The organism is Halomarina halobia, from assembly GCF_029338575.1.
Classification (GTDB): Archaea; Halobacteriota; Halobacteria; order Halobacteriales; family Haloarculaceae; genus Halomarina; species Halomarina halobia.
The window spans coordinates 2164689-2188374 of record NZ_CP119992.1 but is presented as its reverse complement, the minus strand read 5'-3'; the positions used below and the strand labels follow the sequence as shown (position 1 = coordinate 2188374).

Here is a 23686-nt window from a genome sequence, read left to right as displayed (position 1 = left end):
ATGACGAAGTGGCGGACGCTCCTGCTCGCGACCGCCGCGTTCAACCTCTCCTTCCTGATCTGGTTCTCGTTCGCCCCGTTCACCGGCCCCATCGGCGAGGAGTTCGGGCTCACGACGTGGGACGTCGGGCTGCTCGCGAGCGCCGCCATCTGGAGCGCGCCGCCGGGCCGGATCGTGACCGGCTGGCTCTCCGACCGGTTCGGCGCGCCGAAGGTGTTCGCCGCGGTGCTCGCGTACGTCGGCGCGTTCAGCGTCGTCAGCGCGTTCGCCGACTCCTACGTCGCGTTCTTCCTCTCGCGGCTGGTCGTCGCCTCGGCGGGCGTCACGTTCGTCGTCGGCATCCAGCACGTCGCCCAGTGGTTCCCCGAGGAGCAACTGGGAACCGCCGAGGGCGTCTACGCCGGCGTCGGGAACGCGGGAGCCGCCGGGGGTGCGCTCCTGCTCCCGCGGTTGTTCGGGGCCGACTGGCGGAGCGCGTTCCTCGTCACGGGCGTCGCGGCGATCGCGATGGCGGTCGTCTACGTCCTGCTGGGCGAGGACGCGGAGAGCGAGGCGCGGGCGCGCGAGGCGAGCGAGCGCGCCTCGCTCCGGGAGTGGCTCCACGTCGCCACCCGCTACGGCGTCCTCGCTCTCGCGCTGGCCTACGTGATGAGCTTCGGGCTCGAAATTTCGATGAACGGCTGGCTCCCCACGTACTTCCGCGAGGGGTTCGGCTCGGGGCTCGTGGTCGCGAGCACCTTCGCGGCGACCTTCTCGCTCGCCGCGGGGCTCCTCCGCCCCGTCAGCGGGTACGTCAGCGACCGGCTCGTGCGCGAGGGACGCGACGTGCTGCCCGTGTTCGCCGGTCGCCCGCGGGAGCAGTGGACCGTCGTCTGCCTCTCGTGGGTGGTCGTCAGCCTGTTCGGACTGACGCTCGCGGGCGAGACCGGGAGCGTGGGGCTCACCGTCGCCGCCGGCGCGCTCGTCGGCGCGTCGTGCGCGTTCGCCGAGGGCGCGGTGTTCGCGCAGGTCCCGGCGATGTTCCCCGAGCGGACGGGGGCGGCCGCCGGCATCGTCGGCGGGATCGGCACGTTCGGCGGGATCGGCTTCCCGCTCATCTTCGCGTCCGCCGAGACGACTCTCGGGAGCGTCCACGCCGGGTACGCAGCCGTGGCCACCCTGGTGATCCCCATCGTCCTCCTGAACGCGTGGATCGCGCGGCCCGCCCTCGCCCGTCGGGCGCACGCCGCCGGACCGTTCGACCCCTCACCCGCCCGGGATCGCGCCGACGAGAGCGACGACTGAGACCAGCGACCGGCCCCCGACGCGTTCCTCATTCCTCCGCGAACGCGCGATAGAGACGGCAAGCGGTGCGTTCTCGCGCGCGACGCCGTCGCGCGGGGTGGACGCGCCGGCGGGTGAGAACTGGACAAGAGGGCAGTTCTTCGCCCGAGATGCGGGCGGTTTTCCGACGAAGAACCCCCTTATATCGCCTATACACGTACTCAGATTAGACGCTCGTTCCGCCCGACGCGACGTTTTTAGATATTTTCAACGATTACGCTTTTATCCTATTCTGTACCACGCTCATCCGACTTCGAGTGAAACGAAGAATGTACATGAAAAAATCGACCTGCAAAGTAGACGTACGTCTTTACGAGGTGGGCGACGGTGGCGCATAAGAAGGAGGCGTGGAAGGACGAGTGCTACGGCGACGCGGTCCGCGATCGGATCCTCGCGTTCGCCGAGGAGGGCTTCGAGTCCGTTCCGGCGGAGGAGCGCGACGCCTGGTTCAGCCGCTTCAAGTTCTGGGGGTTGTTCCACCAGCGGAGCGGCCAGGAGGGCTACTTCATGATGCGGATCGCGAACGCCGACGGCGTCCTGCGTCCCGGCCAATTGACGGCCATCGCCGAGGTGGCCCGCGACTACGCCGTCGGTCCCGTCGCGAACCCCGAGTTCGGCAACGGGTGGATCGACCTCACCAGCCGCCAGTCGATCCAGCTTCACTGGATCAGGCTGGAGGACGTGCCCGCGATCTGGGAGAAGCTCGAGGCCGCCGGCGTGAGCACCCGCTCCTCGGGCGGGGACGCGATGCGCAACATCACGGGCAGTCCCGTCGCCGGGAAGGACGCCCGCGAGGTGATCGACACCCGGCCGCTGCTCGACCGCCTGTCGACCGACCTCCGGGGCGACGACGCGCTGTCGAACCTCCCCCGGAAGTTCAACATCAGCGTGAGCGGGGTCCCCGACGGTTCGGCCCAGGACGCGATCAACGACGTCGCCCTCGAACCAGCGCGGAGGGAGGTAGACGGCGAGTCGGTGATCGGCTACAACGTCCGCGTCGGCGGCGGCCTCGGGGGGAAGCAACCCCGGGTCGCCCGGCCGCTCGACGTCTTCGTCACCCCCGAGGAGGCCTACGAGGTCGTCCGCGGGTTCGTGCGGCTCTACCGCGATCACGGCGACCGCCAGCGCCGCGCGCGCAACCGCAGTCGCTTCCTCGTCGACGAGTGGGGCACGGACCGGATCCGCGACCTGCTCGAGGCCGAGTACGTCGACTTCGACCTCCGCCCGGCGGGCGAGGACTTCCGCGAGCGGTACGAGTACAACGCCGGAGGGGCGACGGGCGACGCGGACCTCGTGGGCGTGAACCAGCAGCGCGACGGCGACTACTTCGTGGGCCTGACCGTCCCCGTCGGGCGGCTCCCGGCGCGCGACGCGCTGGCGCTCGCCGACCTCGCGGAGGCGTACGGCTCCGGCGAGATCCGGCTCACCCGGCGGCAGAACCCCCTTCTCGTGGACGTGCCCGAGTCGAACGTGGCCGACCTGCTCGCCGAACCGCTCGTGGAGCGCTACCCGGCGGAGCCGACGGCGTTCCAGCGCGGCGGGATGGCCTGCACGGGGACGGAGTTCTGCTCGCTCGCGCTCACGGAGACGAAGACGCGCCTCGCCCGGTTGCTCCGGTGGCTGAACGCGAACGTCGACCTCCCGTCGGACGTGGAGCACCTCCACGTCCACTTCTCGGGGTGCACGGCCGACTGCGGACACGCCCACACCGCAGACATCGGCCTGCTGGGGATGCGCGGACGCAAGGACGGCCAGCTCGTCGAGGCACTCGACGTCGGCGTCGGCGGGGGGATGGGCGAGGAGCCGGGCTTCGTGACGTGGATCCGCCAGCGCGTCCCCGCGGACGAGGTGCCGGGCGCGCTGCGGAACCTGATCGAGGCGTTCGTCGCAGAGCGGAGTGACGGGGAGTCCTTCCGCGAGTGGGTCGCGGCGACCGACGAGGAGGCGCTGACGGCGTTCTGCGAGCCGGAGGAGACGGACTTCGAGGATCCGGCGATGTACGACGCCAAGGGATCGTGGTACCCGTTCGCCGACGACTCGACGCCCACCCGGCCGGTAGTCGACGGGACGCCGACCTCCTCGGACGACTGACGATGTGCCGCGAGCAGTCGCGCGAACGGCGACAGCACGCATCGCTCGACGTCGCGCCGGAACTGTTCGAGCCGGCAGGGAGGAGAGACGTGAACGGGCGTGACTACCGCTCGGGGTGCGTCGGCGCGTCGAACCCGCCGCGGACGAGCGGTTTCGCGATGTGCCGGCGGGCGCACGGTGGCACCTCGTACCAGCCCGGTTCGAGGTCGCGCCCGACGTCCTGCTCGACCTTCTCCGCCGCCGCGGTCCCGCAGTCCCGGCAGCGGTAACCCTGGTCGCGGCCGGCGCTCTTCATCGTCCGGTCGCAGTCGGGACAGTCGGGCGCGACGCGCTCGGTCGCGACGAGGTCGCGGACCGCGAACTTCTCCAGTTTGAGGGTGGGGTCCGCGACAGAGCCGTCGGACCCGTGGGGCCCCCCGGACTCGCTCGTCGGGCGGTCCGCGACCTCCCCGCAGGCGGTGATGCGGTCGCCCGGCCGGAGCGCGCGGACGCGGTCGCGGAAGCGCTTGGTCGGTTCGAAGGCGGCGCACCGGATCTCGTTCCCCTCGTCGGGATCGGCGAGGGCGAAGAAGACGTGTCCCCCCCGCTGCGTCTCCGGACTGGTCGAGACCGTCCCCGAGAGCCGGTAGGCGCGGCCGTCGAGGACGCCGTCGACGGTTCCCGGGGCGAGGTGGGCGTCGGTCCCCTGGTTGGTCAGGAACGTCTCGCGGCGGGCGACGGGTTCGCCCTCGACGGCGCGGGCGGCGCGTTCGACCGCCTCGCGGTCGTCGCCGCGGATCCCGTGGAGGATGGGACAGGGGGTGTGGGGGACGCAGACCGTCTCCCCCTCGACGCGGTCGACCGTGTCCCAGACGGCGGGGTACTCGGCCTCGGCGGCCGCGAAGACGGAGTCGCGGTCGACCTCGCGGTCGGTCCCCCAGCGGTCGGGTTCGCGGTAGGAGATGCACTCGTAGGTCCAGTCGCCGGGGGCGTGCGGGGCGGCCGTCGCGGTCTCGTCTCCCGGCTGATCGTCCGTTACGGAGGGGAGGGACGACGCCGGGGGCCACGCCGCCCACGCGCCCGCGGCGGCGAGCGCGCCGATGCGTCCGCGACCGTCACCCCACGCCGCGCTCCGGTAGCCCGCGTGGTCGATGAGCGCCTCGGCGTCGGCGATCGTGAGGTGCTCGCGGACCGCGGACCGGGCGAAGGCGGCGAGCGCGTCGTGGACGCCGGCGCTCGCGCCGAAGTCGTCGGTCGCGTCGGAACCGTCGAGGTCGCCGAAGTCGTCGGTCGCGTCGGAACCGTCGAGGTCGCCGAAGTCGTCGGAGCCGCCGGAACCGCCGGGGAGGACGACCAGGCCGGGGTTGGTCCGCTCGTCGTCGACCGCGGCGTGGCGTTCGATCGCGTCGCGGGCGACCTCGAAGGCGACCTCGGAGGGAACGTCGGTGTGGATCGCGATGGCGGCGTTGCCGCGGGTCTTGTGCTCGACCGCGGGGTTGAGGCGGACGAGTAGCAGGCGCTCTACGCGCCCCCGATCGCGGAGCAGGTCCGCGACCCGGGCGGCGACGTACGTGGTGCACATACCGCGCTCGCGGGAGTCCGTGTCGTCGAGGCCGACGATCGTCACGTGAAACTGTCGGACAGGGAGTGATTAACCACTTTCGCACGCGCGTGGGGTCTTAAAATCCCGGTTTAGGGACCTCGAAACAGCGGGACTCGGCGCGGCGAGGGGCACAATATATATATCCGGTCAAAGGCTTATGACCAGGTATGTCACGGTCCGCACTGGTCGGCAACGTGACGGCGATGCTCGCCGACGCGGGGTTCCTCGTGAGCGACCGGTGTGCCGTACGCCCAAAGAGCTTCGACGTCGCCGCCCGCCGCGGCGACGACGTGGTCCTCGTGAAGATCCTGGGGAACATCGACTCGTTCGACGGCGCGACCGGCGCGGAGATGCGACGGCTCGGCACGTACCTCGACGCGACCCCGCTGGTCATCGGCCTGCGAACGCGGGACGAGGACCTCAAACCCGGCGTCGTCTACTTCCGACACGGCGTGCCCGTCCTCTCGCCCGACACGGCGATGGACTTCTTCGTCGAGGGCGTCCCGCCGCTCATCTACGCCGCGCCCGGCGGCCTCTACGTGAGCATCGACGGTAACGTCCTCGCCGACGCGCGCAGGAACCGCGAGTGGAGCCTCGGACGTCTCGCCAAGGAACTCGGCGTCTCGCGGCGCACCGTCTCCAAGTACGAGGACGGCATGAACGCGAGCGTCGAGGTCGCCGTCCGGCTCGAGGAGCTGTTCGACGCGCCGCTGACCCACCCGGTCGACGTGTTCGACGCCGAGGAGTACCGCGACGGCGAGCCCACCCCGGACGACCCGGAGGCGGGACCCGACGACAAGCCGCTGGTGGCGGTGCTCACGCGCGTCGGCTTCGACGTCCACCCGACGCTCCGCTCGCCGTTCAAGGCCGTGAGCGAGGACGACGAGCGCCGCGAGGCGCTGCTAACCGGCCACTCCGAGTTCGACCGCACCGCCGAGAAGCGCGCCCGGATCATGAGTTCGGTCGGCGAGGTGACGCGCACCCAGTCGTTCTACGTCGTCGACCGGGCGCGGCGCGACCGCGTCGACCGCACGGTCCTCATCGAGCGCGAGGAGGTGGAACGCATCGACGACGCCGAGGATCTCCGCGACCTCCTGCGCGAACGCACCGAGGACGTCGAGGAACCGGCGTGATGGGGACGACGGGCGGGAGTACCGTGGGCGCGCGGTCGACACGACACTCCCCCTCGGGCGACCGTTGACGCGACCGACCGGTTTATCTGCGTACGTGTGCTGCAGCCTCGCATGACGACGACATCGGGTAGTCGCGTCGCCCCCGGCGATCGCGGCGCGACTGCTCGGCGCGCCGCGCGCGGTTACTTCGACGAGCGGGCGAAGGGTCCGCTCCGAAACGCGGTCGAGCGAACCGTCCTCCCGTGGCCGGGCGTCGAGCGCGCCGTCACCTTCGGCTGTCCGTCCTACCGCGTCGGCGGGGAGCTCTTCGCGTTCGTCTCGAACCAGGGCGTCGTTCTGACCCGCCTCTCGGCGGCGGAGCGCGAGCACCTCCGGGTGCGCCAGCCGGTCGCCCCGTTCGAGGCGAACGGTCGCCCGGTCGACGGCTGGGCGGCCGTCCCGGTCGGGGCGGAGGACGCCTACGCCCTCCGGCCGTACCTCCGGATGAGCTACGAGGCGGTGGCACCGTCGCTAACGACGGCGTCGCCGTAGACCGAAGAAGGGAACGAAGAACCAATCCGACCGCTCCGATTCGAGTTCGGGTTCAGGCGCTCGCGCTCGCGTCCTCGCCCGCGCGCTCGCCGTAGGTCTCCTCGAGGTAGCGGACGATGTCGTCCGACTCGGCCATCCCCTCGACGCCGTGCTCCTCGTCGACGAGGACGGGGACGCCGGTCTGCCCGCTCACCTCCTCCACCTCGGTGCGCTCGGCGTGCGAGCGCGGTACCATGTGCGATTCGTACTCGAGTCCGAGTTCGTCGAGCTTCCGGGTGACCTTCGCGCAGTACGGGCAGCCCTCGAGTTCGTAGAGTTCGATGTTCGCCATCGCCGTCCGATAGGTCCGCGGGGCGTAAGAAATCAGCGGCGGGTGTGCGGCGCGGCTGCACACCGATCCGGAGGGTTCGGGAGGGACCGGCGCGGGCGTCCACTCCCACGGCGACTCGCGTCCGCGGGGCGCTCGACTCACTCCCGAAGTCTCTCGAACGTCTTCCGCGCCCACGCGACGGCGTAGTCGGCCCCGCGCTCGCGGTACGCCGACGTGTCGAGCGCGCCGAACGGCGTCGGGAGGTCGAGGTCGTGCTTGACGCCGGAGCAGGCGAGTTCCGCGGCGGCGGCGAAGTCGGTTCGCCCGATCGCCACCTCGCGAGAGAGGCCGGAGAGGCGCGGCTGGAGTCGCTCGCCCGCGTCCGCCCACGCCGCGTGGAGGCGCGGTCGGTCCGACTCCCAGCCGCGGAACGTCTCGCGGGTGTGGAGCCCGAGGTAGGCGTCATAGAGCGCGGCCGCGAGCTGGTAGGTGTCCACGGGCGGGAGGCGGGCGGCGGCGGCGAGGTCCCGGTACCGCCCCTCGAAGAACCCGAGGAAGTGCTCAGGGAGGCCGAGGCCGGCCTGGACGAGCGCCTCCGCGATCAGGAAGGCGACGAAGTCCTCGGGCGATCCCTCCGTGCGCGCCTTCACGAGGACGATCGGCGGGACGGTCTGACGGGTCCACGTCACGCCGCCGTCGCCGGGCATCCCGACCGTGAAGTCCCGTCCGGCGTAGGCGCGCAGCTGGGCGGGCGCGTCCGGCGGGAGCCACTCTCCGGGGTAGCTCACCGGGTCGAGGGAGTCGACCAGCAGACCGAGGTCCTCGGCCCGCGCGGGCGGAAGCGTCTCGAAGTCCCCCTCGCAGTCGAGGACGAGCGCGCCCGGTGCGTGCGTCTCGCGGACGGCCGCGAGGTCGTCGGGCAGGTCGCGCTGGGAGAACATCACTGGATGGCGTTCGTCACCGGTTGGAGTTCGATCTCGACGTCACAGTACGAGGGTCAGTACCGACACGAACGCGAGCAGTCCGGAGACGAGGATCGTCCCGAGCACGATCTTGGTTGCGTCACTCATGGCCGCGAGTTCGAATACGACGGCTTAAGTTCTATCGGGTTCCGCCCGGAACGCGCTCGGTCGATCCGACGGTCACGGATCGCGGTTCGTCGGTCGCGATCACGGATCGCCGACCGCGGATCGCACGAAACAATCAAGCAATGAGAGGATATCGAAATAGGAAGTTATAATAATACGTGTCTAAAATCCCTGTTCTAAGCTTCCCCCTCCTCGAGGAACCCCTTTGTTTCGACTGGAGAATCGACGGGCGGGAGTAGGATCAATCGATAGAGCAGGTGGCGCGTGGGTGGGATCGACCGCGGGCCGGAAGGCAGTGTCGAGGGGGGAACCGAGCCGATGGTGGAACGACGTCGATGGCCGAACGATGGACGGGCGGTTCGTCAGTCGTCTCGTCCGATCCAGTCCTCCGGCATCTGGATGACGTACCGCCCGTTCTCTTGGAGGGCGATGATGTACTCCTCGCGGTCGTACAGCTCCATGAGGTTGAGTTCGTACTGACCCGGTTCGAGGATCTTGATGCTCTCGAACTGGTCGTTGAGTTCCTCGCGGAGTTCCGAGAGGTCCGGATGCTCGCCGGTGGGCTCGCGCACGGCCTGGCCCTCGCCGGGCGGTTCGTCGTCGACCTCTCGGGCCGGCGGGTCGGGGAGTTCCTCGGGGGAGGCGACCTCCCGCCGGGCGGAGGCCTGCGCCGCGTCCTCGATGGCGGATTCCGCGAGCGTCTCCCGCTCCGACCGGTCGGTCGTTCCAGGTGAATCGAGGGGGTTCGATCGGTCGCCCTGGCCGTGCACCCAGCTACGGACGGTCGTCGTCGCGCGGCCGACCGTCTCGGCCACGCCGCCCCCCTCCGCGTCGGGCGGCGTCGCGTCCGACGGGGGCGCGTCGGGGACGGGGGTCCCCTTCGGGTGGAACTGGAACTTCGTTCCGCCGCACTCGGGACACCCCGACAGCATCTCCTTCGATCCGTCGGCGAACGCGTGTCCGCACTCGGTGCACTGGTGGGGCATTATTTTCTGGTGACGAGCGCGCTGATGAGGTTCTCGTCCTTGTGGAGCGTCTCGATGCGGTTCGCCGGGCCGATGACGGTCAACTTGTTGCCGCCGTCCGAGTCACGACCCATCAGCCTGCCGAGGAAACCGCCGTTACCGCCGCTCGGGCGCGGGTAGGTCTCGATCTCGATGCCGGTGAACTCGTCGGGGCTGATCTCGCTCATCGTCACCTCGATGAGCTTCGACTCCTCGTCGGGTGAGAGCCCCTCCTCGAGAATGACGATGTTCCCCTTGTGGACGCCGTCGAGGATCAGCCGGATCTTCTCCATGGTGCGGAGCTTCGACATCCGCTCGCCACTGATGAGGTCGATCTGGACGCCTTCGCCGTCTGAGCTGGTGTATTCGGGCATGGTATCAGGCGAAGTACTCCGCGATCTTGTCGTAGACCTCGTCCATGTTGTCGCCCTCGAGCGCCGACAGCGGCACGGTCTCGTGCTGGGGGAAGGCATTCGAGATGCGCTGGACGCTCGACTCCTCGAGGTCGATCTTGTTCGCGAAGATGAGCACTGGCAGGTCGCGGCTCTCGATGATGCCGATGAGCATCGTGTTCACCTGCGTGAACGGGTCCTCGGCGCTGTCGAGCACGTAGATGACGCCGTCCACGTCCTCCCGGAGCCAGTGCATGGCCTCGGCGACGCCCTCCGTGGCCTCCCGCGACCGGCGGACGGCGTCCTCCTTCTCCATGTCGTGTTCGAGGAACTCCTTGTAGTCGACCTTCGTCGTGACGCCCGGCGTGTCGACGATGTCGATGGTGACGGTCTTGCCGTTGCGCTTGATCTCGACGTTCTCCTTGCGCCGGGCGCGCCGCGTTTCGTGTGGAACGTGGCTCTCCGGCCCGATGGCGTCGCCGGTCCAGTCGCGAGCTATGCGGTTAGCGAGTGTGGTGTTGTGTACGACGAGACCGTCGCGGGTCGCGAACGTGTGATGCTCCGGGACCGTGAGATCGTAGATGTAGCCGTCGTACTCGACTTCCTCGACGGCGACGACTTCGTCCCAGACCACGTCGGCACCGGCCAGGGCGTGGATCTGTCGCGTCTCGACCGTCTCCGGTAGCGAGGCGGCCATCGACCGGAGACGGTCGGTGGAGATGCTGTTGCGCCGTCGCATCCGGGCGACGTGTTTGCCGTCGCCGTAGAAACTCGCCTGCGTCTTCCCGAGCGATTCCCGAATCGTCTCCAGCATCGGCATGACGGGCAACGAGTGGATCGTCGGGTCCGACCCGGCCGTGCAGAGGTCGTCGAGCCCGGTGGCCTTCTCGGGATCGTCGAACCCGACGTGCTCTCGGAACGCTCGATGCTGGTCGCCCCGACCGATACAGAGTTCGTAGTAGTCGGTCCCGTCGTGTCGCTTCGTACGGATCCTGGCGACGATGTCGAACCTGAGCAGGAGCGTCTGAACCCCGATGACCAGTTCCCGACTGGCGCTCGCCATCGTCACGTATCGGCCGCGCTCGTCACTGCCCGCACCCTGAACGCTTCCCTCACAGTCGAACAGCGCGCGAAGGAACGCACTGACGGTCCTATCGTCAGCCGTGAGGATGGAGGTCGGAACGCGCTTGTCCGCGGACGCCGCCGGGTAGCAGTCGAACTGCTTGAGGTGTTCGACGAGTGATCGGCTGTTCACACGGACGACGGGCGTCTTGTCGTCGTATTCGTACGTGGTCGTATCCACGTCGAATCCCGTTACGGTAGATCGAAACTCCTCGCGCAGCGATGCGTCCTCGTTCGCGAACGCGATGAACCGCTCGGTGTGTTGCGCTTCGGCGATAACGAGCGCGAGGAAGCGGGCGAGTTCAACGTCGATGGTGGGTGTACGCGGTGTTATCGGTTTCGGGTCGTGATACTGCGCGTCGTACGTGAGTGTCCCGCCGTCGGAGGCGAGCGTGGGATTCGGTTCGAGCGTCCACTCGTCCGGCTCGGGGGTGAACGACGAGACGAGCGCGATCCGGCTCCCCTCCGTGACGTTCGCCGCCTCTATCTGACCGACACCCTCGTCCGTCAGGGCGATGAACGGATGTTCGGGGCTGACAGTTACTTCGCGACCGAGTCGCGTTCGGACGCAGTACATCGGTCCGACGTACTGTTGCCTGAAGACGTGCGAAACCGGCGTCGGTTCGATCGAGAGGTCCTCCGTCAGCGCCGGGACTCGAACGTCGAAATCGGAATCAGAGCAGTCGAGCCACCGTTCACGGGGGTCGTCACTGACGTCGGTTGTCTCGCTCGCCTGTGCTTCGGCGAACAGTTCGGCGATCGGTCGATACGTCCCGTCTGCGAGTAGCACCTCTTCATCGGCTGCGAGGCACTTCCCCGCGTTCGGCGGCCCGTAGATACCGATGCGTTTCGGTTCCTGTCCCGGTCCCGCGAAGAGCCGAGAGGTGGCTCGCGAGATGCTATCCCTGAGGTCGGTGAGCAGTCCCATCCTTGTTGTGTCCTCCCACGACCCCACGCACGGGGGCGCGTCTACCCGGTATACCTGACCCGACCTACTTAAGGGTGCGTCAGACACCTGTCAGGAGATTAGGAGTCGGACGGGGCGCGTCTACGGTCCGAGCGGAGCGTATCGTAGGCCTCGGGGTCGCGATCCCGGGAGCTCATCGCGCAGTACGCGCGTGCGCTGTAATTACTGACGCGGTAGCGGGTCGGTGGCCGGACGGGGAAGTGAAGGGATCGTCGGTGATGTCGGTTCGGGAGTGTCGGCGGCCGATCGCTGCCGGAGATCGGTGATACGAGATCGGTTGGGGGGAGACTGCTCGGAATCGGAGGAGAATCGAGGTCGGGGAGGTGCCGAGATTGCCGATAGTCGAAACGGGGATTCTTCGACCCGCCTCGACACGAAACGGGGGGCGATGCCGACGGTCGTGAGGGCCAGCTCCACGACCGGGATCCGCGTAGTCACCCCGACGTGGAGGGGGCGAGTTATCGTGGTGCGTCATCTCACACCAGTGAAGACACCCCCACCCCTTCGTTTCGACTGGAACGGCCCGAGAGAGTGGGTGGCGGTCGGCAGGACGGCCGAACGTGGCGGAACGACGACACGAGTGAAACGGAGAAGTCACTAGGACTAGAAATGAAGGGATACATACGATAAATACAACTAGGAAAATAAATAATTTGACCGTGTTTCGTTCACAGTGCGGATATTGTTTTATCCTCTTCGTATTAGTTGTTTCGTCTCCCCAGGGCCTCCCGTTCCGCCGTCACCCCCTCTCCTCTCGCGCCAGTCTCGACCCGAAACAAAGGGGGTGGGGGGTCCCGCCGACCTCCGTCAGACACGTCCGATCGGAATCGCGCCTTCCGAGCGAGTACGCGCGCTGTACACTGCGTACACCCCCTCGACCGCAGACCTCTCTCCTCCTGGAGATGAAACGGCGCTGGTACACCGACTCCATGAAAGAGACATCCGCTTGCTAGTTTCTCCTCTAGTATGTACTAGCGTCCTCTCGGTACTAGTAGATCCGTATGGGGCGATCGACGGTCCCGGATCGCCCCCTCTCCCGTCAGGACGGTTGATCGACGGACGTCGCCCGCCGAAGGTCCGGTTCGCGTGGATCGGCTCGAACGATATCGCGGTCCGACCGGTCGGCCGACCTGGATCACAATACTTAATTACAATCTGCTCCACGTGTTCGTCTGCATCAACTGGACGCATCCTCGACTCGCTATCCGTGCGAGCGGTCGTAGATCTAGAGTATTCGGCCGCTTGAGACGGCGCGCAGGCCTGACTCCACCTGAAACAAGGGGGTCGTTCCAGGGCGAGCACAACACATGACCGACGAAGACACGGACGGGCCACGATCGAGCGACTCCCGCGGGGAGGGACCCACCGACGAGGGCCCCGTCGACGGGGAATCCACCGACGAGGAATCCGCCGACGAGGAGTCCATCAGCGAGGAATCCACGGTTCACACCGCGAACGCTGATGCCCGCTCGAGCGATCACCGTTTCGAGGAGAAGAACGACCGGTCGGGCGAGACGGACGACGCCGACGAGACGGACGACGTCGCGGCCGACTCGCGTGAGTCGACCGCAGCGGGCGAGTCGGTGATCGAGGATGCCAGCGACGCTGCCGGCGACGCGACCGATGACCCGGCCGACGGTGGTCCGGTCGACGGTGGTCCGGCCGTCGACGAACCTGTCGGCGACGAACCTGTCGGCGACGCGTCGGTCGGTGACGCACTCGACGCGTCGGGGAGGACCGCCGGTGCCGCGGGGACCGTCGACGACTCGCTCTCCTTTCCAGGTACGAGCGGGACGTTCTCCGACGACGCGCTCGCGGACGAGACCGACGAAGCGTCGCCCGGGCTGTTCGACGACCTGCTGAGCGGCGAGCCGATCTTCGAGAACAAGGAGGTACTCCGCCCCTCCTACACCCCCCGCCGCCTCCCCCACCGCGAGGAGCAGATCAACAACATGGCGACGATCCTCGTCACCGCCCTCCGGGGCGAAACCCCATCGAACATCCTCATCTACGGGAAGACGGGGACGGGCAAGACGGCGAGCGCGAAGTTCGTCAGCGAGGAACTGGAGACGACCTCCCAGAAGTACGAGGTCCCCTGCGAGGTCCAGTACATCAACTGCGAGGTGACCGACACGCAGTACCGGGTGCTCGCCCAGCTCGCGAACAAGTTCATCGAGGAAAACCGGAAACGCATCGACGCGCACCTCGACCGGCTCACGAACCTCCGCGACACCGCCGAGGACGACCCGTCAGTCCTCGACGGAACCGACTTTTCCAACCTCGACGCCCTCCGTACGCGCGTCGAGGAACTGCAGGCCGACCGCGAGGGGTTCGAGCCGGTACCGATGACCGGCTGGCCGACCGATCGCGTCTACTCGACGTTCTTCGAGGCGGTCGACTACCAGGAGCGGGTCGTCGTCATCATGCTCGACGAGATCGACAAACTCGTCGAGAAGAGCGGCGACGACACGCTCTACAACCTCTCGCGGATGAACTCCGAGCTCGTGAACTCCCGCGTCTCGATCATGGGTATCTCGAACGACCTGAAGTTCACCGACTTCCTCGACCCCCGCGTCAAGTCGAGCCTCGGGGAGGAGGAGATCGTCTTCCCGCCGTACGACGCGAACCAGCTTCGGGACATCCTCCAGGCGCGCGCAGACGTCGCGTTCAAGGACGGCGCGCTCTCCGAGGACGTCATCCCGCTCTGTGCGGCCTTCGCGGCGCAGGAACACGGCGACGCCCGCCGCGCGCTCGACCTCCTGCGGACGGCGGGCGAACTCGCCGAGCGCGACCGCACGGAGCGGATCAACGAGGAGCACGTCCGGCGCGCCCAGGAGAAGATCGAACTCGACCGCGTGGTCGAAGTCGTGAGAACGCTCCCGACGCAGTCGAAACTCGTCCTCTATTCGGTCATCCTGCTCGAACGTAACGGCGTTCACAACATCAACACCGGGGAGGTGTTCAACATCTACAAGCGCCTCTGCGCGGAGATCGACATGGACGTGCTCACCCAGCGGCGGGTCACCGACCTCATCAGCGAACTCGACATGCTCGGCATCGTCAACGCCGTCGTGGTGAGCAAGGGTCGCTACGGCCGCACGAAGGAGATGAGCCTCTCGGTCCCGCTCGACGAGACGGAGGCCGTCCTCCTCAGCGACTCCAGGCTCGGGGACGTCGAGGACGCCCAGCCGTTCGTCCAGGCGCGCTTCGACGACAACTGAGCCCGTCGGCTCTGGGGATCTCCCGCTCACGCCCCTCCCTCTCCGTCGGCTCTCCTCGATCGCCCCTACCCCCTCGCTTCGTCTGGACGACCGTGATAATCGACTGTCGAGGACAGTCGCCGGACGGTATCCGTACTGGACGACTGATAGTATCAGTACTGGACAGCTGATGCTATCGGTGCTGGACGACTGATAGCGGGCCGAGCGATCGAACCCCTGCCCTTCGCCTCGATCAGTCGCGGGTGAGGAGGCTGACGCCGATCGCACCGAGTCCGGCGAGGGAGACGACGAACGTGGAGACCGTCTCGCCGTCGAAGAACAGATGGGTGAACAGCAGTCGGATGTTGCCCAGCAGCGGGATGCGGAACTCGGCCGTGCCGATGATCCAGTCCGGTGCGACGGGTCGGTCGGCGATGCCGGCCACCTGATCGTACTGGGGGTTCGTCCGCGCGTTGTCGCCCTTCGTGATGAATCCGGCGTTGGGGGCGGGGCAGGCGGGTAGCTCCTCGCAGTTGTCCGCGGTACCGACGTACTCGGGGTTGGCTTTGTCGTACCAGTTCTCGCCCTCGTCGACCCAGAAGCGCGCGCGGTGGATGATCGGCGTCGCGCTGTCGCTCCCGTCGGGTTGATAGACGATGACGTCGCCGGCCTCGCCGAACTTGGTGTACCCGGTTTCCTCGCCGATCCCGTGGGGGACGACGCCCGTGGATCCGCCGTCCGTCGCGACGGCCGCGTCGCCCGCGAAGCGGTGTTCCTCCATCACGAACACCAGATCGCCCTTCTGGATGTGCGGTTCCATGCTCTCGCTCTCGATGGCCACCAGGGGGGGCCACACCCCGCTCACGGTGAACAGGAGGAGTCCGACGAGCAGAACGGCGGCGACGCTTCCGGCGACTTCCCTCATGTAAGCTACGGCCTCGTGGTCTGTGGTGAGAAGCCAGCGAACCCATCCGAACCCGACCGGTCGGTTGCCCTTCTCACCGGAGTCACTCATTGCTCACTGTACCACAGCGCACGGTTTCAACTTTCTGTCTCCTTCGAACGCTACGCTTTTGCCGCTCGTCGTAGACCTCGGCCTGTGCCACTGGAGACGCCGCGACGTATCGTCGCCGAACTCGCGAGTCGGGGGTATAACGCCGAACGAGAGGCGGTGACGCTCCTCTCTCGCGCCTCCGACCCGGCGGTCGCGCTGGAGCGGACGCTCGAAACGGTTCCGGAGAGCGCGCTGAAGCTCTCGGCCGATCACGTTCGCGCCGCGCTCGCCGCCCGCGATCCGGCGCCGGACCCGCCCGGCGCGTCGGAACTCCCTTCCGACGAATCGAACACGGCCGCGCCGACCGCCGGCTCACCGACCGCCGACTCGCCGGCGGCCGGCTCGCAGACCGCAGCGTCGCCGGCCGCCCCGTCGTCTACTTCTTCATCGTCTACCTCTTCGTCGTCTACCTCTTCGTCGTCTACCTCTTCGTCGTCGTCCGCCTCGCCGCCCACTGCACCGGAGAACGCCGAGTCGAACCCCTCTGCTTCCGGTGCGGAACCGTCGACGGGGGGCGACGACGGGAGTGAATCTCCAGTCGAAACGAAGGGGTCTGCTAGGCGTCCCCGTACCCCGCAGTCGGCGGTCATCGCCGGGGACGTCACCGGGCGGAGCACGGGGACCGGCGAGTACGGCGACTTCGTGAAGGTCTTTCGCGACCGCTACGAGCGACTCTCCCGGAAGCTCACGGGTCGCGTGAACCACCGCCCGACGACGGCCGTCTCGAACATGCCCGGCGGCGAGGAGGCGGCGATCATCGGGATGATCAACGACGTGCGATCGACCGCCAGCGGTCACTGGCTCATCGAACTCGAGGACACCAACGGCGTCTTCCCGTGTCTCGTCCTCAAGGACAAGCCGATCGCCGACCTCGTGGAGGAACTCCTGTTGGACGAGGTCATCGCCGTCGAGGGGTCGCTCTCGGGCGACGGGGGCATCCTCTTCGTCGACTCGCTTCACTTCCCCGACGTCCCGCGCACCCACCGCCCGAACACCGCCGACCGTCACGTGCAGGCGGCGCTCGTCTCCGACGTGCACGTCGGCAGCCGGGAGTTCCTCGCCGAGGAGTGGTCGCGGTTCGCCGCCTGGCTCCACACCGAGGAGGCCGAGGCCGTCGAGTACCTCCTGCTCGCAGGTGACATGGTCGAGGGCGTCGGCGTCTACCCGAACCAGGACGAGGAGCTGTCGATCGTGGACATCTACGAGCAGTACGAGGCGTTCTCGGAGTACCTGAAGGAGGTCCCCGGGGACGTGGAGATCGTGATGATCCCGGGCAACCACGACGCCGTCCGCCTCGCCGAACCGCAACCCGCCTTCGACGAGGAACTCCGGGGGATCATGAGCGCCCACGACGCCCGCATCACGGGCAACCCCTCGACCGTCACCGTCGAGGGCGTGAACGTGCTCATGTATCACGGGGTCTCGCTCGACGAGGTGATCGCGGAGCTACCGGAGCACAAGGCCTCCTACGAGGAACCGCACCTCGCGATGTACCAGTTGTTGAAAAAGCGCCACGTCGCGCCGCAGTACGGCGGGCACACCCGCCTCGCGCCCGAGGAACGCGACTACCTCGTCGTCGACGACGTGCCCGACGTCTTCCACACGGGCCACGTCCACAAGCTTGGCTACGGGAAGTACCACAACGTGCTCGCCATCAACTCCGGCTGCTGGCAGGCACAGACCGACTTCCAGCGGAGCGTCAACATCGACCCCGACCACGCCTACGCGCCCATCGTCGATCTGGACACGCTCGACCTCACTATCAGAGATTTCAACTAAAGACCTTTTGCTGCGGTCGCGCGGCAGCGACGCGCTTCGCGGTCGCTCCTGGCTCCCTGGCAAAAGCTCGATCAAAAGCACTCCTCACGGACTTCGTCGCGCCGAGACGCGACTCCGTTCGTTCGTCGGCCCGCTCGCTCGCGGTAAGTGTGCCCGCGCAGGGCGGCTGTTCGGCCCATAGTCGGACCTCCGCGCGCTTCGCGGCGTTTAACACGCCCGTCCGCCCACCTCCAAGCATGACCGACGAGGACCTCATCGCGGCGCTGCGCGAGGCGGACGCCGTCAGGTTCGGGGAGTTCGAACTCTCCCACGGCGGCACGAGCGAGTACTACGTGGACAAGTACCTCTTCGAGACGGACCCGCGCTGTCTCTCGCTCGTCGCGGACGCCTTCGCCGAGCGCGTCGGCGACGCGAAACTGGCGGGCGTCGCGCTGGGGGCCGTCCCGCTGGTGGCGGCGACGAGCGTCCGCGCGGGCAACCCCTACGTCATCGTGCGCAAGCGGGCGAAGGAGTACGGCACCGGAAATCGCATCGAGGGCCGCCTGACCGAGGGCGAGGAGGTCGTCGTCCTCGAGGACGTAGCGACGACCGGGGGGAGCGCCCTCGACGCGGTCGAGGCGCTGCGCGAGGCCGGCGCGACGGTAGAGCGCGTCCTCGTCGTCGTGGACCGCGAGGAGGGCGCGCGCGAACACCTCGCCGAGCACGGGATCGAACTGGAGGCGCTCCTGACCGCCTCCGACCTGCTGGCCGATCGCTGACCGTCGATCGTTGCTCGTCACCGGCGATCGCCGATCGCGGACGCCACCCTCGTGGATACCGCCTCGCCGTTCCGTGTCGAAGTAATCATATTCGTGCATCATCGACTCCGGAGTATGAACCGAGTCGAGAAGACGACCCTGCAGTTGCAGGCCGTCGCCGTCCTCCGGATGTTGAAGGAGACGCGCACGTACGACGAGCTGGCCGCCGAGACGGGGCTCCCGGCGGGCGACCTGAACCGCTACGTCAACGGCCACGTCCTCCCCGGCGAGGCGCGCGCCCGGGAGGTCGTCGCCTCCGTCGGCCGCGAGACGCTCGCGCGCGAACTGGAGGCGCGCATCCGCTACGATCCGGAGGGGTACGTGGACAACTCGGGGGTCGTCTTCGACCAGCCGTTTCTCGACCTCGTCGCGCCGGTCGCGGCCGAGGCGCTCGACGTGGAGCGCCCCGACGTCGTCCTGACCGCCGCCACCGACGGCATCACGCTCGGCGCGGCGATGGCGAGCCACTTCGACGCCCGCCTCGCCTACGCGAAGAAGTCGAAGGAGACCGCGGTCGAGGAGTTCATCGAATCACGCCAGCGCCTCGACAGCGGTATCGAGTTCACCTACTACCTCCCGGCGCGCGCGCTCCGGGCGGGCCAGCGCGTCCTCGTCGTCGACGACCTCATCCGATCGGGCGAGACCCAGGAACTCCTGCTCGACATCGCCGGACAGGCGGACGCGGAGGTGGTCGGCGTCTTCGCGCTCATCGCCGTCGGCGACGAGGGGGTCGAGAGCGCACGCGATCTGACCGACGCGCCCGTCGGGGCGCTCACGAAGATCGAGTGACGCCGACGCTCCGACGACGACGCATCGGTTACAAACCCATATAGATACACGTACTTGCATACCATCTCCGGTAAGACATGGCAATACTTAATTGTGAGAGCACGATTATGCTCGAACGTGCATCATGGGCATTACCGATACTGATACCAAGGGCGGGTACACGGGGCGCGCTCGCCGCTCGCTTCGCGAGTTCTTCGACTTCGAGGAGTACGACGCCGACGTGAAGACGGAGGTCGTCGCCGGTATCACGACGTTCCTGACCATGTCCTACATCGTAGTCGTGAACCCCGCCATCCTGGGGCAGGCGATCTCGATCCCCGGCTACAGCCAGGCGGCGGTCGTCTCCATGCTCACCGTCGTCACCATCGTCGCGGCGGCCGTGGCGACGCTCATCATGGCGCTCTACGCGAACCGGCCGTTCGCGCAGGCCCCCGGACTGGGGCTCAACGCCTTCTTCGCGTTCACCGTCGTACTCACCCTCGGCGTCTCCTGGCAGACCGCGCTCGCCGCCGTCGTCGTGGAGGGGGTCCTGTTCGCCGCGCTCACCGCCGTCGGCGCGCGCAAGTTCATTATCCAGGCGTTCCCCGAACCCGTGAAGTTCGCCGTCGGGTCGGGGATCGGCGCGTTCCTCGCGCTCATCGGTCTGCAGGCGATGGGCGTCGTCGTAGCGGATCCCGAGGGTACGTACATCACGCTCGGGAACGTCGCCAGCAACCCCGTCGCCGTGCTCTCGATCGTCGGCCTGTTCCTCACCCTCGCGCTCTACGCCCGCGGCGTCCGCGGATCCATCCTCGTCGGCATCCTCGCCACCGCGGGGGCGGGCTACGCGGCCGAGGTCGCCGGCCTCGTCGCACCGGGGGTCCTCACGACCCAGTTCACGGCGCCCGTCTACGACATCACGCCGCTCGCGGGTGCGTTCCTCTCCGGGTTCGGCAACGTCGAACCCTTCGGCTTCGCGCTCATCGTCTTCACGTTCTTCTTCGTCGACTTCTTCGACACCGCCGGCACCCTGACGGGCGTCGGGCAGGCCGCGGGCTTCCTCGACGAGGATGGGGACCTCCCGGAGATCGAGAAGCCGCTCATGGCCGACGCCGTCGGCACCACCGTCGGGGGAATCCTCGGCACCTCGACGGTCACGACCTACATCGAGTCCGCGACGGGCGTCGAGGAGGGCGGTCGCACGGGCCTGACGGCGCTCGTCGTCGCGATCCTGTTCCTGCTCTCGCTCGCGTTCGTCCCCATCGCCGCCGCGATCCCCGCGTACGCCAGCCACATCGCGCTGGTCGTCATCGCGGTCGTGATGCTCCAGAACATCACCGCCGTCGACTGGGACGACATCACCCACACCGTCCCCGCCGGCCTCACGATCCTCATCATGCCGTTCACGTTCAACATCGGCTACGGGATCGCGGCGGGCATCATCTCCTACCCCGTCGTGAAAGTCGCCGTCGGCGAGTGGCGCGAGGTCTCCGTCCCCCAGTGGTTCCTCGCCGGCGCGTTCGTCGTCTACTTCGTCGTCCAGACCGGCGGCGTCATGCAGGCCGCGGTCTGACGCGATCCGTCGATCCTCGTCCGCTCCGACCCCCCTCGGTCGTTCACTCGGCCATCCCCCGGCTATCCATCCGCCGTCTTCCGTCTCCGTCCCCCCTTCACCGTCTCGCGTCGCCGTTCTCCCCCTCCACCGTCCTCCTCGCGCCTCTCCCCTCTCCACCGCGACCGCCACTCCGTCGGCGGACCGTGGAGTTATAAGGTAGTCCCGGTTCCTCACCGCGTATGGACTACACGCTCGCCATCGAGGGCGCACCCGAGACCGTGCCGGGGGGGACCGGTATCATGCTCCTGCATCCGAGCACCGGCGAGACGGACCGTCTCGACACCGAGTTCTTCAAGACCGACACCGACCACCTCTTCATCCTCTCGACGCGCACCACCGCCCGCGAGGTCCAGCAGAAACTGGAGTACTACGAGGTCGACGAGTCGAAGGCGGTCATCCTCGACACGCTCTCCATCGAACGGGGCTACTCCCGGCGCGCCGGCGATCACGTCCGCTACGTCTCCTCGCCCGACGACCTCGACGGGATGGTCGAGGACCTCCGCGAGTTCCTGGAGGAGACCGATGGCAAGCGCCGCGTCTCCGTGGACTCGGTCACGGAGATGGCCTACTACGCCGACGAGGAGCGCGCCCGCGCCGCCGTCGAGCGGATGCTCGAACTCCTCCGCGAACACGACGCGATCGGCCTCTTTCACGTCGCCGAGGAGGTCCACGACCGGGAGGTGCTCGACGGCTACCGCGACCTCTTCGACGGCGTCATCCACCTGCGCGAGGACGACAGCGTCACCTGCGACTTTTTTTAACGGGAGCCTCGGCGCGGCTTCGCCGCGCCTCGAACCCCGCCAAAAAACCTCCATTGCGAGACGCTGTGCGTCTCACAGGCTTCCAGAACCGCCACGCGGTTCTGGAAGGACTAAAAAAGCCGGACGCTCACGGGGCCGCTCCGCGGCCTCGTTCGCTCGCGGTGCGACGACGGAGCGTAACGATGGTTGCCGGCGTGAGCGTCGCTCCCCTCGTACGTACGCGACCGGTGGGCACTTGCCCGTCGCCGCGCCAGTGAGCGTATGCACGCGACGCTCGACGGCGACGCGGTCCGGGTCGATCCCCCGGGCCGCGAACGCTTCTACGACTCGCGGGGGTACGGCCGCCCGGACGGCAACGCCCTCGACCTCGCGCCGGTCGAGGCCGCCCACCTGCTCTTCCGCGGCGATCTTGAATCCGTCGACGGGATGGGCTTTCGCGCCTTCCTCGCGGCGACCGACTGCACGCTCCCCTTCCTCGTCTACAAGGACCTCCGCGACCGCGGGTTCTACCTCTCGCCCGCCCGCGAGGGGTGGGCGGACGGGGCGGACGCGCCGGGGACGGGAGCGGCGGGAGAGGCGAGTGAGACGGACTTCGTCGTCTTCCCGCGCGGGAAGGGACCGTGGGACGGCGCGGTCGAGTACCGGGTGCGCGTCCTCGGGGAGCGCGAGACGCTCCGGGCGGCGGCCCTCGCGGACGCGGACACCCTCGCCGTCGTGGACGAGGAGAGCGAACTCACCTACCTGGCGGTCGAGCGCCCCGAACTGACCGGCGAGAGCGCGGACGACCTGCCGACGGGCGTCTCCGCCGCGCTCCTCGCGGACCGCGCGGTGCTGTGGGACCCGCCGCGGGACCTCTACGCGCGGACGTTCTACGGCCAGCCGCTCGACGGCCGGGACGCCGACGGCGCGCTGCAGTGCTCGCTCGTGGAGGCCGCCTACCTCGCCGAGCGCGGCGCGATCCGGGTGGACGCGGGCCGCGAGGGCGTCGTCGAGCGGGGCCGCGCGGTCGAGGGCGAGCGCTTCGACCGCCGGCTCGCCGTCTACCGCGCCCTGCGGGGGGCGGGCGTCGTGCCCAAGACGGGGTTCAAGTTCGGGGCGGACTTCCGCACCTACGCGACGGTGCGATCGGTCGAGGAACTGGGCCACTCCGAGCACCTCGTCCGGGTGGTCGCGCGCGATCACGCGTTCACGCCGCGCGACCTCGCGCTCGACGTGCGGCTCGCCCACGGGGTCAGAAAGCGGATGGTGTTCGCGCTGGCCGATGCGGACGGGGAGGTCGACTGGCTGTCGGTGGGGCGGCTCACGCCCTGACGACGCCCGGGCGACTCACTTCCGGACGTAGACGCAGGGGTTGTCGCGGGCCGTCCACGGTTCGACGGGCGCGTCCACGGCCGACCAGTAGCTCCGCGGGCGCGCGCCGAGTACCTCCGCGATCCGCCGGTACGACAGGACGTTCGCGCCGTCGAGGACGGGCGCGAACCGCTCGCGGAGTTCCTCGAGGGACGACGCCGCGTCGGTACCCCGCTCCCCGAGGTCGCGGCGCAGGTGTCCGCGCGTGAGCCGGTTCGGGTAGTTGAACACCAGACAGCCCCGGGGGGCCACGCGTTCGTACAGCGCCCGCAGCGCGCGCTCGACGTCGTGGACGTAGTGGAGCGCCCCGTAGCAGTAGACGAGATCGAACCGGCCGTCGATCGCGAGGTCGGGGATCGCGCCGACGGCGAACGAGAGGTTCTCCAGCCCGCACTCCGCGGCGCGCTCGCGGTTCGCGTCGACGACCGCCCCGACGGCGTCGTACCCCCTGAACTCGATCGTCGGGTACCGCGCCGCCAGGTCGAAGCAGACGGACGCGGGGCCGCAGCCGACCGACGCGACCGAGGCGGGCTCCCCGATCCGCCGGAAGAACCGGTCGAGCAGGTCCGCCTCGGGGAACGGATCGCCGTTCGCGCCGTCCCGTCTCTCGCCCGCGGCTACAGCCCAGAACGCGTCTCCGTCGGTGGTACCCTCGTTCGCCATGTGGTGAACCACCTCGGTAGCGACCTACCAAAAAACTGTTTACCGAAGCGATTTTCATGGAACGATACTACTTCCTGCGGTTCCGGGTGCTCCCCCGGCGCGCCACGCTTCGCGCGCTCTCGCGCACTCCCTCGCTCGTTCGCCCGGCCGTGGTCG

Annotated in this window: 19 protein-coding genes and 3 pseudogenes; 11 read left to right on the top strand and 11 right to left on the bottom strand. The window is 68.3% G+C overall.

What is annotated here, in order from left to right:
* Complete coding sequence (locus P1K31_RS11580) at positions 1 to 1284, top strand: MFS transporter (protein WP_368410859.1); 1284 nt, start codon at positions 1 to 3, stop codon at positions 1282 to 1284.
* A 366-nt stretch (positions 1285 to 1650) separates the two neighbouring features.
* Positions 1651 to 3414 carry a nitrite/sulfite reductase gene (locus P1K31_RS11575; protein ID WP_276303480.1) on the top strand — a complete coding sequence of 588 codons (1764 nt, stop codon included), beginning with the start codon at positions 1651 to 1653 and terminating at the stop codon, positions 3412 to 3414.
* A 103-nt stretch (positions 3415 to 3517) separates the two neighbouring features.
* On the opposite strand, the gene P1K31_RS11570 is transcribed toward P1K31_RS11575, so the two are convergent.
* The gene (locus tag P1K31_RS11570) at positions 3518 to 5020 is read right to left on the bottom strand and encodes a tRNA(Ile)(2)-agmatinylcytidine synthase (protein WP_276303479.1); all 1503 of its coding nucleotides are present in this window, start codon (positions 5018 to 5020) and stop codon (positions 3518 to 3520) included.
* A 143-nt stretch (positions 5021 to 5163) separates the two neighbouring features.
* Between P1K31_RS11570 and P1K31_RS11565 the strand changes: the two genes are divergently transcribed.
* Complete coding sequence (locus P1K31_RS11565; protein ID WP_276303478.1) at positions 5164 to 6129, top strand: transcriptional regulator; 966 nt, start codon at positions 5164 to 5166, stop codon at positions 6127 to 6129.
* A 111-nt stretch (positions 6130 to 6240) separates the two neighbouring features.
* Positions 6241 to 6660, top strand: a complete 420-nt coding sequence (locus tag P1K31_RS11560; protein ID WP_276303477.1) for a hypothetical protein — start codon at positions 6241 to 6243, stop codon at positions 6658 to 6660.
* A 52-nt stretch (positions 6661 to 6712) separates the two neighbouring features.
* Here P1K31_RS11560 and P1K31_RS11555 read toward each other — a convergent pair whose 3' ends face one another.
* From P1K31_RS11555 to P1K31_RS11525, 8 genes and pseudogenes are all read right to left on the bottom strand, one after another.
* Positions 6713 to 6991 (bottom strand): glutathione S-transferase N-terminal domain-containing protein, encoded by a 279-nt coding sequence (locus P1K31_RS11555; RefSeq protein ID WP_276303476.1) that lies wholly within the window; start codon positions 6989 to 6991, stop codon positions 6713 to 6715.
* A 137-nt stretch (positions 6992 to 7128) separates the two neighbouring features.
* Positions 7129 to 7911, bottom strand: coding sequence for a DUF7089 family protein (locus P1K31_RS11550; RefSeq protein WP_276303475.1), 783 nt, complete (start codon positions 7909 to 7911; stop codon positions 7129 to 7131).
* A 42-nt stretch (positions 7912 to 7953) separates the two neighbouring features.
* Positions 7954 to 8040, bottom strand: a complete 87-nt coding sequence (locus P1K31_RS22075) for a hypothetical protein (RefSeq protein WP_438268320.1) — start codon at positions 8038 to 8040, stop codon at positions 7954 to 7956.
* A gap of 380 nt (positions 8041 to 8420) precedes the next feature.
* Positions 8421 to 9044, bottom strand: coding sequence for an OapC/ArvC family zinc-ribbon domain-containing protein (locus tag P1K31_RS11545; RefSeq protein WP_276303474.1), 624 nt, complete (start codon positions 9042 to 9044; stop codon positions 8421 to 8423).
* The gene (locus P1K31_RS11540; protein WP_276303473.1) at positions 9044 to 9436 is read right to left on the bottom strand and encodes a DUF2073 domain-containing protein; all 393 of its coding nucleotides are present in this window, start codon (positions 9434 to 9436) and stop codon (positions 9044 to 9046) included. The genes P1K31_RS11545 and P1K31_RS11540 overlap by 1 nt, the downstream gene beginning before the upstream one ends.
* Positions 9437 to 9440: 4 nt before the next feature.
* Positions 9441 to 9971, bottom strand: a pseudogene (locus P1K31_RS11535) (Era-like GTP-binding protein); the annotation flags it as partial.
* A 6-nt stretch (positions 9972 to 9977) separates the two neighbouring features.
* A pseudogene (locus P1K31_RS11530) lies at positions 9978 to 11366 on the bottom strand (LAGLIDADG family homing endonuclease); the annotation flags it as partial.
* A 6-nt stretch (positions 11367 to 11372) separates the two neighbouring features.
* Positions 11373 to 11504 (bottom strand): annotated as a pseudogene (locus tag P1K31_RS11525) (GTP-binding protein); the annotation flags it as partial.
* A 1346-nt stretch (positions 11505 to 12850) separates the two neighbouring features.
* Between P1K31_RS11525 and P1K31_RS11520 the strand changes: the two are divergent.
* On the top strand, positions 12851 to 14764 hold the full coding sequence (locus P1K31_RS11520; protein ID WP_276303472.1) for an AAA family ATPase: 1914 nt from the start codon (positions 12851 to 12853) through the stop codon (positions 14762 to 14764).
* A gap of 232 nt (positions 14765 to 14996) precedes the next feature.
* Here P1K31_RS11520 and P1K31_RS11515 read toward each other — a convergent pair whose 3' ends face one another.
* Complete coding sequence (locus P1K31_RS11515) at positions 14997 to 15758, bottom strand: S26 family signal peptidase (RefSeq protein ID WP_276303471.1); 762 nt, start codon at positions 15756 to 15758, stop codon at positions 14997 to 14999.
* A gap of 108 nt (positions 15759 to 15866) precedes the next feature.
* Here P1K31_RS11515 and P1K31_RS11510 point away from each other — a divergent pair, with 108 nt between their 5' ends.
* The 6 genes from P1K31_RS11510 to endA all read left to right on the top strand — a co-directional run bounded on the left by P1K31_RS11510 (position 15867) and on the right by endA (position 22828).
* Positions 15867 to 17576, top strand: coding sequence for a DNA-directed DNA polymerase II small subunit (locus P1K31_RS11510; protein ID WP_379794435.1), 1710 nt, complete (start codon positions 15867 to 15869; stop codon positions 17574 to 17576).
* 236 nt (positions 17577 to 17812) lie between these two features.
* A complete protein-coding gene (gene pyrE / locus P1K31_RS11505; protein WP_276303469.1) occupies positions 17813 to 18334 on the top strand; it encodes an orotate phosphoribosyltransferase in 522 nt (173 codons plus the stop codon).
* 114 nt (positions 18335 to 18448) lie between these two features.
* Entirely contained in the window at positions 18449 to 19162 is a 714-nt protein-coding gene (locus P1K31_RS11500) for a phosphoribosyltransferase family protein (protein WP_276303468.1), read from the top strand.
* Between the two features lie 124 nt (positions 19163 to 19286).
* Complete coding sequence (locus P1K31_RS11495; RefSeq protein WP_276303467.1) at positions 19287 to 20714, top strand: NCS2 family permease; 1428 nt, start codon at positions 19287 to 19289, stop codon at positions 20712 to 20714.
* A gap of 221 nt (positions 20715 to 20935) precedes the next feature.
* Positions 20936 to 21517 carry a DUF7090 family protein gene (locus tag P1K31_RS11490; protein ID WP_276303466.1) on the top strand — a complete coding sequence of 194 codons (582 nt, stop codon included), beginning with the start codon at positions 20936 to 20938 and terminating at the stop codon, positions 21515 to 21517.
* A gap of 261 nt (positions 21518 to 21778) precedes the next feature.
* Positions 21779 to 22828 (top strand): tRNA-intron lyase, encoded by a 1050-nt coding sequence (gene endA / locus P1K31_RS11485; RefSeq protein WP_276303465.1) that lies wholly within the window; start codon positions 21779 to 21781, stop codon positions 22826 to 22828.
* 15 nt (positions 22829 to 22843) lie between these two features.
* Here the strand turns inward: endA and P1K31_RS11480 are convergent, their stop codons facing one another.
* Positions 22844 to 23530, bottom strand: coding sequence for a class I SAM-dependent methyltransferase (locus P1K31_RS11480; protein ID WP_276303464.1), 687 nt, complete (start codon positions 23528 to 23530; stop codon positions 22844 to 22846).
* Between the last annotated feature and the right edge of the window lie 156 nt (positions 23531 to 23686).

Coding starts and splice junctions, on each gene's coding strand:
- P1K31_RS11580 (WP_368410859.1), top strand. CDS start 1: ATGACGAAGTGGCGGACGCTCCTGCTCGCGACCGCCGCGTTCAACCTC.
- P1K31_RS11565 (WP_276303478.1), top strand. CDS start 5,164: ATGTCACGGTCCGCACTGGTCGGCAACGTGACGGCGATGCTCGCCGAC.
- P1K31_RS11560 (WP_276303477.1), top strand. CDS start 6,241: ATGACGACGACATCGGGTAGTCGCGTCGCCCCCGGCGATCGCGGCGCG.
- P1K31_RS11555 (WP_276303476.1), bottom strand. CDS start 6,991: ATGGCGAACATCGAACTCTACGAACTCGAGGGCTGCCCGTACTGCGCG.
- P1K31_RS11550 (WP_276303475.1), bottom strand. CDS start 7,911: ATGTTCTCCCAGCGCGACCTGCCCGACGACCTCGCGGCCGTCCGCGAG.
- P1K31_RS22075 (WP_438268320.1), bottom strand. CDS start 8,040: ATGAGTGACGCAACCAAGATCGTGCTCGGGACGATCCTCGTCTCCGGA.
- P1K31_RS11545 (WP_276303474.1), bottom strand. CDS start 9,044: ATGCCCCACCAGTGCACCGAGTGCGGACACGCGTTCGCCGACGGATCG.
- P1K31_RS11540 (WP_276303473.1), bottom strand. CDS start 9,436: ATGCCCGAATACACCAGCTCAGACGGCGAAGGCGTCCAGATCGACCTC.
- P1K31_RS11520 (WP_276303472.1), top strand. CDS start 12,851: ATGACCGACGAAGACACGGACGGGCCACGATCGAGCGACTCCCGCGGG.
- P1K31_RS11515 (WP_276303471.1), bottom strand. CDS start 15,758: ATGAGTGACTCCGGTGAGAAGGGCAACCGACCGGTCGGGTTCGGATGG.
- pyrE (WP_276303469.1), top strand. CDS start 17,813: ATGACCGACGAGGACCTCATCGCGGCGCTGCGCGAGGCGGACGCCGTC.
- P1K31_RS11500 (WP_276303468.1), top strand. CDS start 18,449: ATGAACCGAGTCGAGAAGACGACCCTGCAGTTGCAGGCCGTCGCCGTC.
- P1K31_RS11495 (WP_276303467.1), top strand. CDS start 19,287: ATGGGCATTACCGATACTGATACCAAGGGCGGGTACACGGGGCGCGCT.
- P1K31_RS11490 (WP_276303466.1), top strand. CDS start 20,936: ATGGACTACACGCTCGCCATCGAGGGCGCACCCGAGACCGTGCCGGGG.
- endA (WP_276303465.1), top strand. CDS start 21,779: ATGCACGCGACGCTCGACGGCGACGCGGTCCGGGTCGATCCCCCGGGC.
- P1K31_RS11480 (WP_276303464.1), bottom strand. CDS start 23,530: ATGGCGAACGAGGGTACCACCGACGGAGACGCGTTCTGGGCTGTAGCC.